Here is a 16726-nt window from a genome sequence, read left to right on the forward strand (position 1 = left end):
CCCGTCAGGCCCCGTCGAAGGCGTCGTCGGCCGACGGGTGGACGCGCAGAACGCGATTGAGATTGGTCAACTCCAGGACGGTGACCACCTGCGGCGTCGGGGCCGCGATCCGGAGGTCGCCGCCGGCCTGGCGTGCCACCTTCAACCCGGAGACGAGTGCGCCCAGGCCCGAGGAATCGATGAAGTCGGTGCCGGACAGGTCGACGACGATCCGGGCCGAACCGGACCCGACCAACTCGTGCAACTGGTCTCGGAGTCGCGGGGCGACAACCATGTTGAGCCGGCCCTCGGGCCGGATCGCCACGGCGCCGCCGTCGACGCTACGTGTTGCGAAATTCGCCATCACTGCCCTTCCTCATCGGGACCGCGGTACCGCACCGCGGTGATGACAACGCTCAGGATCACCAGATCGAACACTACCCAGAACAGGTTCACGCCGACGCCGAGAACGGAGACGGCGCCCCGGTACAGCTGCACGACACCGATGACCGAGGCCACCACGAGCAACGCCATCGCGATCAGCTGTGGCCGAACGATGTGCCAGGGCAACGCATCCTGCGACTGCTTGGTCTTCGGGGTCACCGCGAAACCGAGCGGACGGTTCATGTAGACGTTGCGAAATGCGGTGGTGCACGCCTTGATCCAGACGGGGAACAGAGCGAGGCTGTACTGCTGGCCGCGCCACGTCGGCGTGCCTCGTGCCACCACCAGGAACAGTATCTGGTTGACCACCAGGAACGGGATCAGCCGCAGGAAGAAGTCCCAGCTGTAGGCCTCGACCGGCAGGATGCCCAGCACCAGGTAGACCACCGGTGCCGCGATGTAGGCGATGGCCGCGAAACCGGCGAGGTAGCTCCACATCGTCGCCCAGTACATGAGTCGCTGGGTGAGGGTGAGGCCCTTCTGTACCAGCGGGTTCTCCCGCAGCATGACCTGGATCGTGCCCTGTGCCCACCTAAGCCGTTGCGTGACCATCGTTTTCAGGTCCTCGGGCGCCAGGCCGAAGGCAAGATTCTCGTGATGGTAGGCGGAGTTCCAGCCGAGGGCGTGCAACCGCATACAGGTCGCCATGTCCTCGGTCACCGAGATGGTGGCCAGGGGCAGCATGGGCTGGGCCTCGTCGGATCGCCCGACGTCGACCGCCGCGACCATGGCGCGGATGGATTCGATGGCGCCGAGCGGCGACCACTCCCGCTCGGCGAGGACCGCGAGCGCGTCGTAGTCGACGGCGCCGGCACCGGCTTCCTGCTCGCTCAGCTCGGTGAGCGCCTCGATGGCCTCGAGGTCGGCGCGCATGGCCTCGACGTCGGCGTCGACGAGCCCGCGTGCCGCCTCGTCGACGCGCGCCTGGAAGCGATAGGTGATCTCGGCCAGTGGCTCTTTCTTCTTCAGCTGCGCGCGAGCGTCTTTCACGGCCTCGTCGACGGCGTCGAGCGCGGCCGAGGCGGTGGGGTTGTCTTTCCCGACCTGCTTGCGCGTCGACTTGAGGACAGAACGCGCGGTGCGCAGGGCGCGATCGATGCCGTCGGAGACGGCGGAGACGTACTGGGTGATGCCGAGCTGCATCAGCGCCTCCCGGCGCAGCACGGCGTTGGATCCGCAGAAGAACGCGGCGTTCCACCCGTCCTTGCCCTGCTGGATCGGCCCGTAGAACAGCGGAGCCTGGCTGCCGAGCGGGTCCCCGGGCGGCACGTTCACGAAATACTGCGGCGTCTGGACGAGGGCCATCTTGTCGTCGTGGAAGTAGCCGAGCGTGCGGTCGAGGATCTGCGGTTCGGGGATCTGATCGGCGTCGAGGATGAGGAGGAACTCGCCGTCGGTCTGCATCAGGGCGTTGTTCAGGTTGCCGGCCTTGGCGTGCCGCGGTTTGTCGAGCCAGTTCGACGATCGCGTGATGTACCCGATGCCCGCCCGGGCCGCGGCCTCGGCGAGCTCGGCTCGATCACCGTCGTCGAGGATCCACGTGGTGTGCGGGTAGGTGATCGCCTTCGCGGCGACAGCGGTCTTCATCACCAGATCCAGGGGTTCGTTGTAGGTGGTGATGAAGACATCGACGGTGGCGCCCTCGGGCGGGGGAGGCGGATCGGGGCGGTGTTGCAGCCGCCACATCGTCAGCCCGAACAGCAGCGAGTCGATCAGGCTGTAGGTCTCGGCGACGACCAGGGGAACCGCGATCCACCAGGCGTCCCAGTTCACCGAGGCCAGCCAGCGCCACACGATGTAGTTGATCCCGAGGATCGCGGCGGCGACGATCACCAGCCGCAGCCACGGCGACGGGGCCGTGCGTGCGAGGGTGGCCTCCTCGACGCTCTCGCTCATCCCGCATCGTCTCGACGAATGGCCACGACGGTCACATCGTCGATCGGCGGCCGTGAGGCGACCAGTTCGCTCACCATCGAGCACACCTCCGACGGGGTCGAGGTGTCGGCGAAGAGTGCCTGCAACGCCGACTCGTCACCAGACGGCAAGAGGTCCAGCAGCCCGTCGGAGGTGATGACGACCATGTCGCCGGGATCGAGGTGGACCCGGGCGGAGTCCCAGGTGTCGTCGCGCAGGATGCCGATCGGCAGACCGCCCCCGGGGAGCGACTCCACACCTCCGGCGGCCCGGCGGACGATCGACAGACCGTGGCCGGCGTCCACGTATTCGAGCTGCCCCTCGTCGGTGTGCAGGCGTGCATGGAACGCGGTCGCGAACGTCTCGGTGCCGGCGAAGTCGTCGGCGAGCTGATCGGCCACCGTCTCGACCACCTTCGCGAGGTCGGCGTCGGCCGCGGCATGTCCGGCGGCGTCGAGTGCGCGGGATGCGGCTCGGATCGCCGATCGAACCGTCGCCGTGAGGATCGCCGCGCCGAGTCCCTTCCCCATGACGTCGGCGACGGTGAACACCAGGCCGTCGCTCCAGGGGTAGTGATCGTAGAAGTCCCCGCCGACGGCGAAGGCGGGCAGGCACATCGCCGCGATCGACCATCCGGGGACGACTCCGAGAGGCGGCGGCAGCAATTGACGCTGCACCAGTGCCGCGCGTTCCAGGTCGTCGCTGTTCGCGATCTCCCGCTGCGCCCATGCGGCGAGCTCGCGGAACGCCGCCTCTTGATCGGTGGTGAGTTCCCGCGGCCGGGTGTCATAGAGACAGAAGGTCCCCACGGGATGTCCGCCGGGGCCGTACAGCGGATATCCCGCGTAGAAGCGGATTCCGTCGTCGGCGGCGATCTGCGGGATCGCGGCGAAGGCCGGGACCTTCGAGACGTCGGGGATGATCAGCGCCGGATCGTCGGGGTGGTCGTAGGCGCGCGCGACCGTCACCTGGCACACCGTCTGTTCCCGCGGCAGGTTCTGCAGCTCGATGCCGTCGACCGCCTTGAACCACTGCCGGTCCCGGTCGAGCAGCGACACCGTCGACATCGGTACGCCGAACACGGCTTTCGCCATCCGGGTGATCTGCGCGAACCGATCCTCCGGTGGCGTGTCGAGAACGTTCAACTGCTGCATCGAATGCAGTCGTGCCTCTTCGATGTCGGCATCGATGTGCGCGTCCACCAGGGTCACCTCAGTCCCGCTTTCTCGAGTGCATGCGCCATCGCGGCGCCCGCTGCTGCCGTGCTGCCCAATCTCCAGTCCGCTTCTTTGTCGTGGTCGAACCAGACGAAGCCGGTGACGTCGTCGGCGTCGTCGAGGTAGGTCACCAGGTCGGCGATCCAGTCGGCTTTGGAACCACCGGCTTCTGTCGACCCGACCTCTGTGACGAGTATCGGTGTGTCGGAGGACAAGTTACGAAGCTGTGCAAACGAATCGGCGAACAGCTCCGCCGGCGGAGTCCATCGGTGGCCGGGCACCGCGCCCCAGTTGTAGCCGTCGATCCCCAGGACGTCGACGTAGGTGTCGCCCGGGTACCAGCGTGACAGCGGAGCGTCGTCGGAAAGGGGGACATTCGGGGCCCACACCCACTTCACGTTGGTCGCGTTCTTGGACGCGAAGAGGTCGTGGACATGGCGCCACGCGGCGATGTACAGCTCGGGGGAGGTCCCGCCCGCGGGGCTCCACGGGTACCAGTCGCCGTTCGGCTCGTGCGCGAACCGGAGGTAGACGACCCCGCCCCAGGCGACGAGTTCGTCGGCCCAGCGGTACAGGTAGTCGTCGTGGGCTCCGGCCACGATCGACGACATCGTGAACGCGCCCCAGTCGTAGTCGTCACCACCGAGGTGGCGCCACGGCTCCCAGGTGACCACGGGTTCGGCACCCGAGGCGACCACGGCGTCGAGTGCGGCGATCGGGGGGGATCGCGGTGAAGTCCTCGAAGAACAGGTTGACGGTCGGCCGGACCCCGACGAGGTCGGTGACCGCGGCGACCTCGGCCGGGCGGAGCGGGCCGCTCGGGGTGCTGACACCGAACCGCAGGCAGTCCCCGGCCGGGCCGTGCAGGGGAGAGATGGTCGGCGGACATTCGCGCGGCGCCGGCTCGCAGGCGACGACGCCCATCGACCCGACCATGACACCCAGGACCACGGACACGATCGTCCATCTGGGTACCGCACCCATCGACCGCTCCCATCGCCTCGCCGCCGCACACCGGCACGGCGCTCACCCATCCCCCCGTTCTTGTCCCCACGACATTCTGCCGACAAACCTGCCCACCCGCGCGTCAACCCGCGAAAGACGGTGCACCGAACCGGCGCAGACGCACCGGACCGTCGCCCGTCGTGCGACGGCGACTAGGCTGGACCCCATTGTGTGTGCGCCCGGGCGCCCACCCCCCGCGTCCGCGGCAGACAGATCACACGGCATCGAGCAGGTCCGAAGGAGTTTTCACGTGGCTGAGTTCATCTACACGATGAAGAAGGTTCGCAAGGCGCACGGCGACAAGGTCATCCTCGACGACGTCACCATGTCCTTCTACCCGGGCGCCAAGATCGGTGTCGTGGGACCCAACGGCGCGGGCAAGTCGTCGATCCTGAAGATCATGGCCGGCCTGGACCAGCCGTCGAACGGCGAAGCGTTCCTCGACCCCGACGCGACCGTCGGCATCCTCCTGCAGGAGCCGCCCCTCAACGAGGAGAAGACGGTCAAGGAGAACGTCGAGGAGGGTATGGGCGAAATCAAGGTCAAGCTCGACCGCTTCAACGAGATCGCCGAACAGCTCGCGACGGACTACTCCGACGAGCTGATGGAAGAGATGGGCAAGCTCCAGGAGGACCTGGACAACAACGACGCCTGGGACCTCGACTCCCAACTCGAGCAGGCGATGGATGCGCTGCGCTGCCCGCCGGCCGATTCGCCGGTCACCCACCTGTCCGGTGGTGAACGTCGCCGCGTCGCACTGTGCAAGCTGCTGCTGCAGAAGCCCGACCTCCTGCTGCTCGACGAGCCGACCAACCACCTCGACGCCGAGTCGGTGCTGTGGCTGGAGCAGTTCCTCGCGAACTACTCGGGCGCCGTGCTGGCCGTGACCCACGACCGGTACTTCCTCGATCACGTCGCGCAGTGGATCTGTGAGGTCGACCGCGGCAAGCTGCACCCCTACGAGGGCAACTACTCGACCTACCTGGAGAAGAAGGCCGAGCGTCTCGAGGTCCAGGGCAAGAAGGACCAGAAGCTGCAGAAGCGGCTCAAGGAAGAGCTCGCCTGGGTCCGCTCCGGCGCCAAGGCCCGCCAGACCAAGAACAAGGCCCGCCTCGCACGCTACGAGGAGATGGCGGCCGAAGCGGAGAAGACCCGCAAGCTCGACTTCGAGGAGATCCAGATCCCGACGCCGCCGCGCCTGGGCGACGTCGTGGTCGAGGTCTCGCACCTGGACAAGGGCTTCGAGGGCCGGGTTCTCATCAAGGACCTGTCGTTCACCCTGCCGCGCAACGGCATCGTGGGCGTGATCGGACCGAACGGCGTCGGCAAGACGACCCTCTTCAAGACGATCGTCGGCCTCGAGCAGCCCGATTCGGGCACGGTGAAGGTCGGCGAGACGGTCAAGTTGAGTTACGTTGACCAGAGCCGCGCCAACATCGACCCCAAGAAGACGGTGTGGGAGGTCGTCTCCGACGGGCTCGACTACATCGAGGTCGGCCAGAACGAGATGCCCTCGCGCGCCTACGTCAGCGCCTTCGGGTTCAAGGGACCTGACCAGCAGAAGCGCTCAGAGGTGCTCTCCGGTGGTGAGCGCAACCGCCTGAACCTCGCGCTCACCCTGAAAGAGGGCGGCAACCTGATCCTGCTCGACGAGCCGACCAACGACCTCGACGTCGAGACCCTGGGCTCGCTGGAGAACGCGCTGGAGCAGTTCCCCGGGTGTGCCGTGGTCATCAGCCACGACCGCTGGTTCCTCGACCGCACCTGTACCCACATCCTGGCGTGGGAAGGCAACGTCGAAGAGGGGCAGTGGTTCTGGTTCGAGGGCAACTTCGAGGCCTACGAGGCCAACAAGGTCGATCGCCTTGGCGCCGATGCCGCCCGCCCGCACCGGGTCACGCACCGCAAACTGACTCGCGATTAATCCCGGTTCCGCCCGGCGCGGGTGACTAGCATCGGCAGATGTGACGTCACTCGTTCCGGACGCGGTGGACCACTACTTCAGGTCGCGGACCGACGGGTCGGCAGGTGAGTCGGCCGCCGACCGGGTGCGCAGACATCTCGATGACGCGCGGGTCCGCCGCCGCGGAGAGGCGCTGGTCGGGGTCACCGCGGGCGAGGGCGGCACCGTCGAGATCCTCGTCGTCAACGACGACATGCCGATGCTCGTCGAAGCCGTCCTGGCCACGGTCGAGGCGCACGACCTCACCATCGACCGCATGGACCACCCGGTGATACCCGTTCAGCGGGACCCCGACGGCACACTCGTCGCCGTCGACTCCGGCGAGACGACCCCGGAGTCCTGGATCGCGGTCTGCGGCCTCGCACGTCACCCGGGCATCGATCCGGAGCCGCTGCGCGACGACCTCCGCGAGGTCGTCTCTCGGGTCATCGACGTCGACGCCGATGCGTCGGCGATGCGTTCGCGGATGGCCGAGTGCGCCGCCGGGATGGCCGACGCACCGCTGCCGGGGGCCGGAGTCTCCGACGCCGACCGTGGTGAGTACGCCGCGCTGCTCGAGTGGTTCGCCGGCAACCACTTCCACCCGCTGGGCCATGTGCGGGTGGGCGGGGACGGGCCCGCCGGCGACGCCGACCGTCTCGGCGTGTGGCGAACCGACTCCATCGACCGCGACTTTCCGGCGGTGACTGATCGTCCGCTGGTCCCGAGGGTCAGCCGGGTGTTCGTGGCGACCGGCATCCAGCGCACCAATTTCCCTGTGCTCGTGCAGGTTCCGACGTTCGATGCGAATGGCGAACACGACGGCGAGCATCGTTTCCTGGGTACCCTCACCTCCGCCGGCAATCATCAGGCGGTGCTCGACGTCCCGGTCCTGCGCGCCAAGGTGCACGACGTCCTCGCGCAGGCGGGCGTCGAGGAGGATTCCTTCGCCGGTCAGTCCATGATCGAGCTGCTGCAGAACTATCCGCTGGTGGAGATGTTCTCGTCCACCGACGACGAGCTCGAACGCCGCCTGACCGAGATGCTGGACGCGGTGGCGACACGGTCGCTGCGGCTGTTCCTGCGCACCAACTTCGACGGACGCACCGCCGTCGCCCTCATCTACCTGCCCCGGGACCGCTACAACACGTCCACCCGGCTCGCCCTCGAGCGCGCGCTCGTCGCCGAGGTGGACGGAACCGGGCTGGAGTACACGGCGCGTGTCAGCGAGATGCCGTTGGCACTGTTGCAGGTGCTGGTCTGTATCGACCCGACGACGGCGGCCGAGCTCGGATCGGTCGACACCGGATCACCGGCCCACGCACGCGTGCAGGCGGCGCTGGTCGCCGCCATCCGCGGTTGGGACGAGCGGGTGCGCGAACTGGCTGTCGCAGAAGACATCCCGGGACTCGACGGCGGCCCGGACGTGCTGCTGCGCCAGTTGTCCTCGTTGTCGGAGGACTACAAGGAGCTCCGCGAGCCGCACGCCGCCCTCGCCGACCTCATCCGCGTCGTGGGTCTGGAACCGGGTGAGATCGACGTGACCCTCGACGCCGCCGAGACGGCGACCGACGGGCGAGAGCCGGACCGGTGGATCTTCACGCTGTACCTCTGCGGTGCGTCGGCGACACTGACCGATGTCCTGCCGGTGTTGCACAGTCTCGGTCTCGACGTCCTCGAGGAGCACCCGTACGAGATTCATCGGCTCGACGACACCGTCTGCTGGGCCTACGAATTCAGCGTCCAACTCGCGGCCGGGATGACCGTCGACCTCGACCACGCCGACGACCTCGCCGACCGGTTCACCGAGGCGTTCCGCCGGATCTGGCTCGCCGGTGCGGACGTCGACGCCTACAACGAACTCGTCATCAGGTCGGGCCTGGACTGGCGGTCGGCGGCGATGCTGCGCGCCTACGGGCAGTACCTGCGCCAATGCGGGTTCTCGTACAGTTCGGCCCACGTCGCCAGCGTCCTCGGCCAACAACTCGCCATCACCCGCGGCCTCGTCGACCTGTTCGTCGCGTCGTTCGATCCCGACACCGCCGACGAACAGCGCCGAAAGCGGGTACGCGACAAGCTCGACGAGGAGATCGGACTCGTCCTGAGCCTCGACGCCGATCGCATCGTCTCCGCGTTCGCGGCGGTGCTGTCGGCGACCGACCGCACGAACTACTTCGTCGACGGCGGGTCGTCGGACTCCGATCACTGTCCGGTCATCTCGTTCAAACTCCGTCCGCGCGACATCCCGCAGACCCCGAAACCGCGTCCGCTGCACGAGATCTTCGTCTACTCACCGCGGGTGGAGGGGGTGCACCTCCGATTCGGCTCGGTCGCCCGTGGCGGCCTGCGATGGTCGGACCGCCGGGAGGATTTCCGCACCGAGATCCTCGGCCTGGTCAAGGCGCAGGCGGTGAAGAACGCGGTGATCGTGCCGCTCGGCGCCAAGGGCGGTTTCGTGGTCAAACGGCCGCCACCGCCGACCGGTGACGCCGCGCGGGACCGGGAGGCGCAGCGGGAGGAAGGGATCGCGTGCTACCGGCAGTTCATCGCCGGCCTGCTCGACGTGACCGACAACATCGACCTCGCGACCGGTGAGGTCATCCCCGCCCGCGGGGTCGTCCGGCTCGACTCCGACGACACCTACCTGGTGGTGGCGGCCGACAAGGGCACCGCCTCGTTCTCCGACATCGCCAACGACGTGTCGAAGTCGTACGGGTTCTGGCTCGGCGACGCCTTCGCCTCCGGCGGGTCGGCCGGATACGACCACAAGGCCATGGGTATCACTGCCCGGGGCGCGTGGGAGTCGGTCAAGCGGCATTTCCGCGAGATGGGGACCGACACACAGTCGCAGGACTTCACCGTCGTCGGGATCGGCGACATGAGCGGCGACGTGTTCGGCAACGGCATGCTGCTCAGCGAGCACATCCGGCTCGTCGCCGCGTTCGATCACCGGCACATCTTCGTCGACCCCGATCCGGAGGCGGCGGCGTCGTTCACCGAGCGGAAGCGGTTGTTCGGCCTACCGCGGTCGTCGTGGGCGGACTACGACACCGACCTCATCAGTGCCGGCGGCGGGGTGTGGGAGCGCGACCGCAAGTCGATCCCGATCACCCCTGAGATGGTGGACGCGCTGGGCATGGAAGACGGCACGACAGAACTCTCACCACCCGAATTGATACGCGCGATCCTGCTCGCTCCGGTCGACCTCCTGTGGAACGGCGGCATCGGGACCTACGTGAAGGCGTCGACCGAATCACATGCGAGTGTCGGCGACAAGTCCAACGACGCGATCCGCGTCGACGGAAACGAGTTGCGTGCCAAGGTGATCGGGGAGGGCGGCAACCTCGGGGTCACCGAACGCGGGCGCATCGAGTTCGACCTCGCCGGGGGTCGGATCAACACCGATGCCCTCGACAACTCGGCCGGGGTCGACTGTTCCGACCACGAGGTGAACATCAAGATCCTGCTCGACGCGGCGGTCTCGGCGGGCGACCTCGACGCCGACGAACGCGACCCCCTGCTGGAGTCGATGACCGACGAGGTGGCCGAACTCGTTCTCGCCGACAACATCTCGCAGAACTCCGAGCTCGGATTCTGCCGCACATTCGAGCTGCTGCGGGTGGAGGTGCACGCCCGGATGCTCGAACACCTCGCCGCCAAACGGGGCGTCGACCTACGCCTGGAAGCACTGCCCGAGCCGCGCGAGCTGCGCAAGCGGGTCGGCGGTGAGCTCCACCGCGGTCTCACGTCGCCCGAGTTCGCGACGCTCATGGCGCACGTCAAGCTCGAGTCCAAATCCGACCTGCTCGCCACCGACCTCCCCGACAACGACGTGTTCGCACCCCGCGTCGCGCGCTATTTCCCGGACGCGGTGCGCACCGAGTATTCCGACGCGATCAGCGGACACCGGTTGCGGCGTCAGATCGTGGCGACGACCCTCGTCAACGACGTGATCGACCACGCCGGGATGACCCACCTGTTCCGGCTGAGCGAGGGGAGCAGCTGCAGTACCGAGGAGGGCGTCCGCGCGTATGTGGTGTCCAACAAGGTGTTCGGCATGAACGAGGTGTTCGAGGGCATCCGGCATGCACCGGCTCCGGTCGAGGCCGTCGACGAGATGATGCTGTACGCGCGCCGTCTGCTGTTCCGCGCCTCGCGGTGGTTGCTCGCCTTCCGGCCGCAACCATTGGCCATGGCCGCCGAGATCACCCGTTACGGCGAGCGGGTGGCAGCACTGTCCGAGGTCATCGACGACTGGTACCAGCCGAGCTCGGCACGCGATGTCGCCGAGCGCGCCGACACCTACATCGAGCACGGCGTTCCCGAGGACCTCGCCCACAGCGTCGCGGCTAGCCTGCACCGCTTCTGTCTGCTCGACATCATCGACGCGGCCGAGATCGCCGACCGGGACGCCGGCGAGGTCGGCGACCTCTACTTCGGGGTGATGGAGCACTTCGGTCTCGAACAGCTGCTCACGGCGGTGTCGGGACTCGAATTCGGCGATCGATGGCATGCGCTGGCCCGGTTGGCCGTGCGTGACGACATGCACGGTGCGCTCCGTGCGCTGACCCTGCGGATCCTGGAGGTCAGCGAACCCGGCGAGAGCACGGCCGACAAGATCGCCGAGTGGGAGTCCTCGCGGTCGAACCGGCTGAGCCGGGTACGTAGCGTGCTCCGGGAGATCGAGGAGACGGGGACCGCGGATCTGGCCACGCTCTCCGTCGCGGCCCGGCAGCTGCGGAGCGTGATCCGCTGATGCGCAGGCGACGGGTGCCGTCGTCGAATCCATCGCGGTCAGGTGTGCCGAGCGCCTAGCCTGAGCACATGACCCGAACCGCACCGCGCATCTGCCCGCTCTGCGAGGCCACCTGCGGTCTGACCCTCACCATCGGCCGGGACCGCGCGATCGGCGGCGAGATCGTCACCGCCGCGCGCGGTGACGCCGACGACGTGTTCAGTGCCGGCTACCTGTGTCCGAAGGGTGCGAGTTTCGCCCAGCTCGACAACGATCCCGATCGCCTCGACCGTCCGCTCATCCGGCGCGATGGTCGGCTCATCGAAACCGATTGGGACACAGCGCTCACCGCTGCGGTCGACGGGCTGCGCGAGGTGATCTCGATCTCCGGCGGCGAGTCGATCGGCTTCTACCTCGGCAATCCGTCCGCGCACACCGTCGCCGGCACGATGTACGCGCCCTTGCTCATCCGGGCACTCGGTACCCGCAACGTGTTCAGCGCCAGCACCCTCGACCAGATGCCGAAGCAGGCGGCCACCGGTTACCTCGTCGGTCATGCCGGGACCTTCGCCGTCCCGGACCTCGACCGCACCGATCATCTCGTGATCATCGGAGCGAACCCGGTGGTCTCCAACGGCAGTGTGACCACCGCCGCCGACTTCCCCGGAAAACTGACCGCGCTGCGCCGCCGGGGCGGCCGCCTGACCGTCATCGACCCGGCTCGCACCCGCACGGCGAAGCTCGCGGACACCCACATCGCGCCGCGGCCCGGAACGGATGCGGCGCTGCTGTGCGCGGTGGTGCAGTGCCTGTTCGACGAGGATCTCGTCGCCGCCGACCTCGGCGGGATCGCCGCGCATGTCCTCGGTGTGGAGGCGCTGCGCGACGAGATGCGCGAGTTCACTCCCGAACGGGTGGCGTCGTTCTGTGGTGTGGCGGCCGCCGACATCCGGGCACTCACCCGGTCGATCGCCGCGGCGGAATCGGCCGCCGTCTACGGCCGGATGGGCACCACCACAGTGCAATTCGGGACCATCGGCAGTTGGCTCATCGACGTGGTGAACATCCTCACCGGCAACTTCGACCGGCCCGGGGGAGTGATGTTCCCGCTCGCACCGACCGCTCCGTCGCCCCGCCCGGCCCGTGCGGGCCGGGGGTTCCGTACCGGGCGGTGGCGCAGCCGGGTCTCCGGTCACGCGGAGGTCGGCGGTGAGCTCCCCGCCGTCGCGATGGCCGAGGAGTTCGAGACGCCCGGCGAGGGGCGGTTGCGGGCGCTGGTGACGGTCTCGGGCAACCCCGTCCTGTCCGCACCCAACGGTGCACGACTGGGACGCGCACTCCACGACGCACAGTTCGTGGTCTGCGTCGACCCCTATCTGAACGAGACGACGCGGCACGCACACGTCGTGCTGCCGCCGCCGCGCCCATCGCAGAGTCCGCATTTCGACGCCATCCTGAACAACCTGGCGGTCCGGGCCACCGCCCGCTACTCGCCGCCCGTGTTGCCGCTGCCAGCAGGCCGTCCCGACGAGATCGAGATCGTCTGCCGACTGATCCTGGGCCTGTCCGGGGCCGGGAGCGACGCCGACCCGGGCCTCGTCGACGAACAGGTCATCGCGGCCACGCTGTCCAAGGAGGTCACCGACCCCTATTCGCCCGTCGCCGGCCGTGACGTCGCCTCGCTCGTCGCGATGTTGCCCGACGCGCCCGGACACCAGCGTCGTCTGGACATGCTGTTCCGCCTCGGGGCGTACGGCGACGCCTTCGGCTCCCGCGACGGCCTCACGTTCGCGGATGTGCTGGCCGCGCCGCACGGCATCGACCTGGGGCCGATGCGGCCGCGCCTGCCCGGGGTGCTCCGCACGGCATCCGGCAAGATCGAACTCGCTCCCGACCCGCTCATCGGCGACCTCGCGCGCCTGAGCGCAGCGGTGGACGCCGGGGGCGACCCGGCGCCGGCCGCCGACGGCAGCCTGCTGCTGGTCGGCCGCCGCCACCTGCGGTCGAACAACAGCTGGATGCACAATCTCCCGGCCCTCACCGGCGGTACCAATCGCTGCACTCTGCTCCTGCATCCCGACGATGCCGACCGACTCGGCATCTCCGATGTCGCCAAGGTTCGCGGTGCGGGCGGTTCGCTGACCGTTCCCGTCGAGATCACCACCGACATCCGGCCCGGGGTCGCGTCACTGCCGCACGGGTGGGGCCACGATGTCGAGGGCATCAGACTGGGCGTCGCCGCCGCCGAGCCGGGTGTGAACGTGAACGACCTGAACGACGGCGCCCTGCTGGACCCGCTCTCGGGGACCGTCGTCCTCAACGGTCTGCCGGTGGAGATCGCGCCTGCTTGACCGGGTCGGGTTGTGCGTAGGGTTGGGCCGGGGTGGCCGCGAGGGCTGCACGCCGACGCCGATCAGACAGGGGATGACGCACGTGCTCAACGAGGACGCCGGGACCACGACCGCTGACGGATACCTGGTCAAGGTGCCGGTGCGCTGGTCGGACATGGATGTCTACGCGCACATCAATCACGCCCGGATGGTGACGTTGCTCGAAGAGGCGCGCATTCCCTGGCTCTTCTACGACGGCCGACCGACCGCGCCCCTGCGCGATGGCTGCCTCGTCGCCGACCTGCACGTGAGATACCGAGCGCAGCTGCGTCATTCCGAGGGGCCGATCGAGGTCACCATGTTCGTCGAACGCCTGCGGGCCGTCGACTTCACCGTCGGCTACGAAGTGCGCGCGGCGGGTGCCGACCCGGCCTCTCGCCCCGCCGTGGTCGCCAGCACACAGCTCGTCGCCTTCGACGTGGCGGCCCAGCGCATCGCCCGGCTCACCCCGGAACAGAAGGACTACCTCGCCGGATTCCGCCGCCCTGCCGGGGAATCGGCCACACGCGGCGGGCCGAGTTGATGGAGCGGTTCATCGAGTTCGCGTCCTCGGACCGATCGAACGCCCTCGCGTTCCTCTCGCACGCAGTACGTCTCGACGATGCCGCCGTCGTCCGGGTGGTCGCGCGTTCGGACGGTCTGGTGGCCTTGTGGGCACATACCGGGTTCGACGTCCTCGCCACCCGATCGGTGACCGGACGAATCGCGCCGACCGACATCGTGTGCGACGCTTCGACACTGCGTGCGACCGTCGAATCGGCCGGCCCGGGCACGGCGGTCGATCCCGGTTTCTCCCTCGACAGTGCCTGGCGCGGAGCGCTTCCCGCTGCGGTCGGGTTCCGACACATCGACGACGTACCCGCCCGCAGCGTGGTCGAACTGTCCCGGGAAGGCGCCCGGGTGGCGCGCGAGGAGGGGAGCGGGCACGGTCCCGCAACGGGTCTGCTCGATCAGGATGTCCTCGAGGTCACGTCGGAGGAGGGTGCGCTGCGGGCCGCGGTGAGCATGCGATCGGTCTTCGCCCTGACCGGCATGGGATTCATCCGCGACGCGGACGGACGAGCGGTCACCGAGACCTCCGACACCGGGGCGATCGCAGCCGACGAACCGGTACGAATCCGGATGTCGGCGGCGTGGATTCGGATCGATGCACGCTTCGGCTCGGTGTATCAGCGCCGGCACCGCGATCTCGCGGTCACCGTCCTGAACTAAACGGTGTGTCTCACGATGATCTCTCTTGTCGCCTGAGCTCCAGCCATGGTGATTCGCACTGGCCGCCACGCAGACACGATTATCTCGAAGTCGGAGGCCTGTCAGTACGTCGTGGTTCGATTTGTAGGACGTCCGGGACTTGGAAAAATCAAGCCTTGACTCGAACATATTTTCGAGTACGATGGTGTCATGTCATCGGGGGCGGGGGCCGGATCCACGGCGGTGGACCCATCACAGGAGTCCGTCGAACCGCGCTTTCGTCCCGACCATGAACTCTCCGCATCCGAACTCGTCGAGGTCCTCAACCACTGCGCGGGCTTGGCGGCAGCGTCCGCGCATCGAATGATGGTCGTTGCCAGCCTCATTCACGATGAACGCGAGATGGATTACGCGCAGCGCCGCGCCGAGACGCACAGCGGCGAACTCGACTCCATCGAAGCCTTCGAGCACCTATCAGCGCGAGTGGCCGCCGGCGAGAACCCCTACGAGCAGTTCGGGCCCAACGGTCTCGAACAAGCCATCGCCGAAGTCGGCGCCACCCTCACCGTGACACCGGCCGAGGCGAAAGACCTCATCGAGGCCGGCGACGCACTGCGCTACCGACTCTCCTTCACCGGGCACGCACTGGCGTGCGGTCGAATCGACAAGCGCCGCTTCCTCATCGCTCTCAAGCGCACCGATCTCATCACCGACGACGAAGAGATGCAGACCGTCGACGCCCATCTCGCCGAAGCGATCTTCGCCCGCCCACCGATGTCGACGGCCCGGTTCACCGCCATGGTCGATTCGATCGTCGCCAAGTGGGCACCCGACGCGATCCGCCGACGCAAGGAGCGAGTGAAGTCCGACCGCAAGGTGACGGTCACCCCCGATCGGTTCACACCCGGGCAGTCCCGGATCTCCGGGACGCTGCCCGATGCTGATGCCGCCGAGTTCGACGCCCGCCTGACGGCGATGGCCACCGCGGTCCACGCCGGCGACCCTCGAAAGTTGGCCAACCGCCGGGTCGATGCCCTCAAAGCACTTTCGCGCGGCGAAGCCGCCATCACCTGCCTCTGCGACGACTGTGTCATCACCGCAACCGAACCCGACACAGCACCAGACCTCGACGCAGCGACAGTGGATACCGCCGAGCCGCCTACATCAGCTGCTGAGATGGTGGATGCGGACAACGACGTCGACCCGTCAGCCGACGTCGTTGTCGATGACCCGGCCGCGCCGACCGACTCGGCGTCGGACTCGCTGGCGCCGCGCGCGACTTTCCACATCGTGGTGAACCTGTCGACCCTGATCGGCCTCGACGACGACCCCGCCTTCCTCGACCGCCACGGCATCATCGACGCCGACACCGCCCGAACACTCCTCGCCGAAGCCCGCCGCACCTACATCCATCCCGCACCCGACGCACCCGACGGTTCACCGCCTCCCGACGCGGACAGTTCGACAACGCGATACACCCCCTCGAAGAAGCTGCAGGCGCTGGTGCGCGCCGGCGAACTGTGCTGCACCTTCCCCGGCTGCAACGCCCCGGTCTGGCAGATCGATCTCGACCACACCGAACCCTTCGACCACGCCGACCCGCGTCGCGGTGGCCCGACCGATGCGCGCAACCTCAAACCGCTGTGCCGGTTCCATCACCGCATCAAGACCTTCACCAGCTGGCAGGACCACCAAGACGAACTCCAGACCGCCTGGTTCACCACACCCACCGGGCACATGTTCGTCGGCAACGCCTTCAGCGGACGCGACCTGTTCAACAAGCTCTTCCCCAGACGATCACCCGATCACCCCGCCCGCGACCGACTCACCAAGCAGCGCGACAACGACTTCCGACGCCACCAACGCGCCGAGAAGCGCTGGAACGACGCCAACCCGCCGCCCTTCTAGC

9 protein-coding genes and 1 pseudogene are annotated in these 16726 nt (G+C 68.0%); 6 read left to right on the forward strand and 4 right to left on the reverse strand.

All coding sequences use genetic code 11. From position 1 onward, the window contains the following. Positions 1–4: 4 nt before the first annotated feature. The 4 genes and pseudogenes from FFS52_RS07365 to FFS52_RS07380 all read right to left on the reverse strand — a co-directional run bounded on the left by FFS52_RS07365 (position 5) and on the right by FFS52_RS07380 (position 4538). Positions 5–343, reverse strand: a complete 339-nt coding sequence (locus FFS52_RS07365) for an STAS domain-containing protein (RefSeq protein WP_058250027.1) — start codon at positions 341–343, stop codon at positions 5–7. After that, positions 343–2319, reverse strand: a complete 1977-nt coding sequence (locus tag FFS52_RS07370) for a glycosyltransferase family 2 protein (RefSeq protein ID WP_137809312.1) — start codon at positions 2317–2319, stop codon at positions 343–345. Before FFS52_RS07370 ends, FFS52_RS07365 begins: the two co-directional genes overlap by 1 nt. Then, positions 2316–3548: a SpoIIE family protein phosphatase gene (locus tag FFS52_RS07375; RefSeq protein WP_137809313.1), complete on the reverse strand. Its 1233-nt coding sequence runs from the start codon at positions 3546–3548 to the stop codon at positions 2316–2318. The genes FFS52_RS07370 and FFS52_RS07375 overlap by 4 nt, the downstream gene beginning before the upstream one ends. Next, positions 3545–4538, reverse strand: a pseudogene (locus FFS52_RS07380) (glycosyl hydrolase). Before FFS52_RS07380 ends, FFS52_RS07375 begins: the two are co-directional and overlap by 4 nt. A 271-nt stretch (positions 4539–4809) precedes the next feature. Between FFS52_RS07380 and ettA the strand changes: the two are divergent. The 6 genes from ettA to FFS52_RS07410 all read left to right on the forward strand — a co-directional run bounded on the left by ettA (position 4810) and on the right by FFS52_RS07410 (position 16725). Beyond that, a complete protein-coding gene (gene ettA / locus FFS52_RS07385; RefSeq protein WP_065629023.1) occupies positions 4810–6483 on the forward strand; it encodes an energy-dependent translational throttle protein EttA in 1674 nt (557 codons plus the stop codon). 40 nt (positions 6484–6523) lie between these two features. Next, entirely contained in the window at positions 6524–11257 is a 4734-nt protein-coding gene (locus FFS52_RS07390; RefSeq protein WP_137809314.1) for an NAD-glutamate dehydrogenase, read from the forward strand. 68 nt (positions 11258–11325) lie between these two features. Continuing rightward, complete coding sequence (locus FFS52_RS07395; RefSeq protein ID WP_137809315.1) at positions 11326–13587, forward strand: molybdopterin-dependent oxidoreductase; 2262 nt, start codon at positions 11326–11328, stop codon at positions 13585–13587. A 73-nt stretch (positions 13588–13660) separates the two neighbouring features. Then, on the forward strand, positions 13661–14149 hold the full coding sequence (locus tag FFS52_RS07400) for a thioesterase family protein (RefSeq protein WP_137809316.1): 489 nt from the start codon (positions 13661–13663) through the stop codon (positions 14147–14149). Continuing rightward, positions 14149–14838 (forward strand): hypothetical protein, encoded by a 690-nt coding sequence (locus FFS52_RS07405; RefSeq protein WP_058250035.1) that lies wholly within the window; start codon positions 14149–14151, stop codon positions 14836–14838. The genes FFS52_RS07400 and FFS52_RS07405 overlap by 1 nt, the downstream gene beginning before the upstream one ends. 189 nt (positions 14839–15027) lie before the next feature. After that, the gene (locus FFS52_RS07410; protein WP_137809317.1) at positions 15028–16725 is read left to right on the forward strand and encodes an HNH endonuclease signature motif containing protein; all 1698 of its coding nucleotides are present in this window, start codon (positions 15028–15030) and stop codon (positions 16723–16725) included. The last annotated feature ends 1 nt before the right edge of the window (position 16726 follow it).

Source organism: Gordonia sp. ALPHA1B1 (assembly GCF_005502615.1).
Taxonomy (GTDB): domain Bacteria; phylum Actinomycetota; class Actinomycetes; order Mycobacteriales; family Mycobacteriaceae; genus Gordonia; species Gordonia hongkongensis.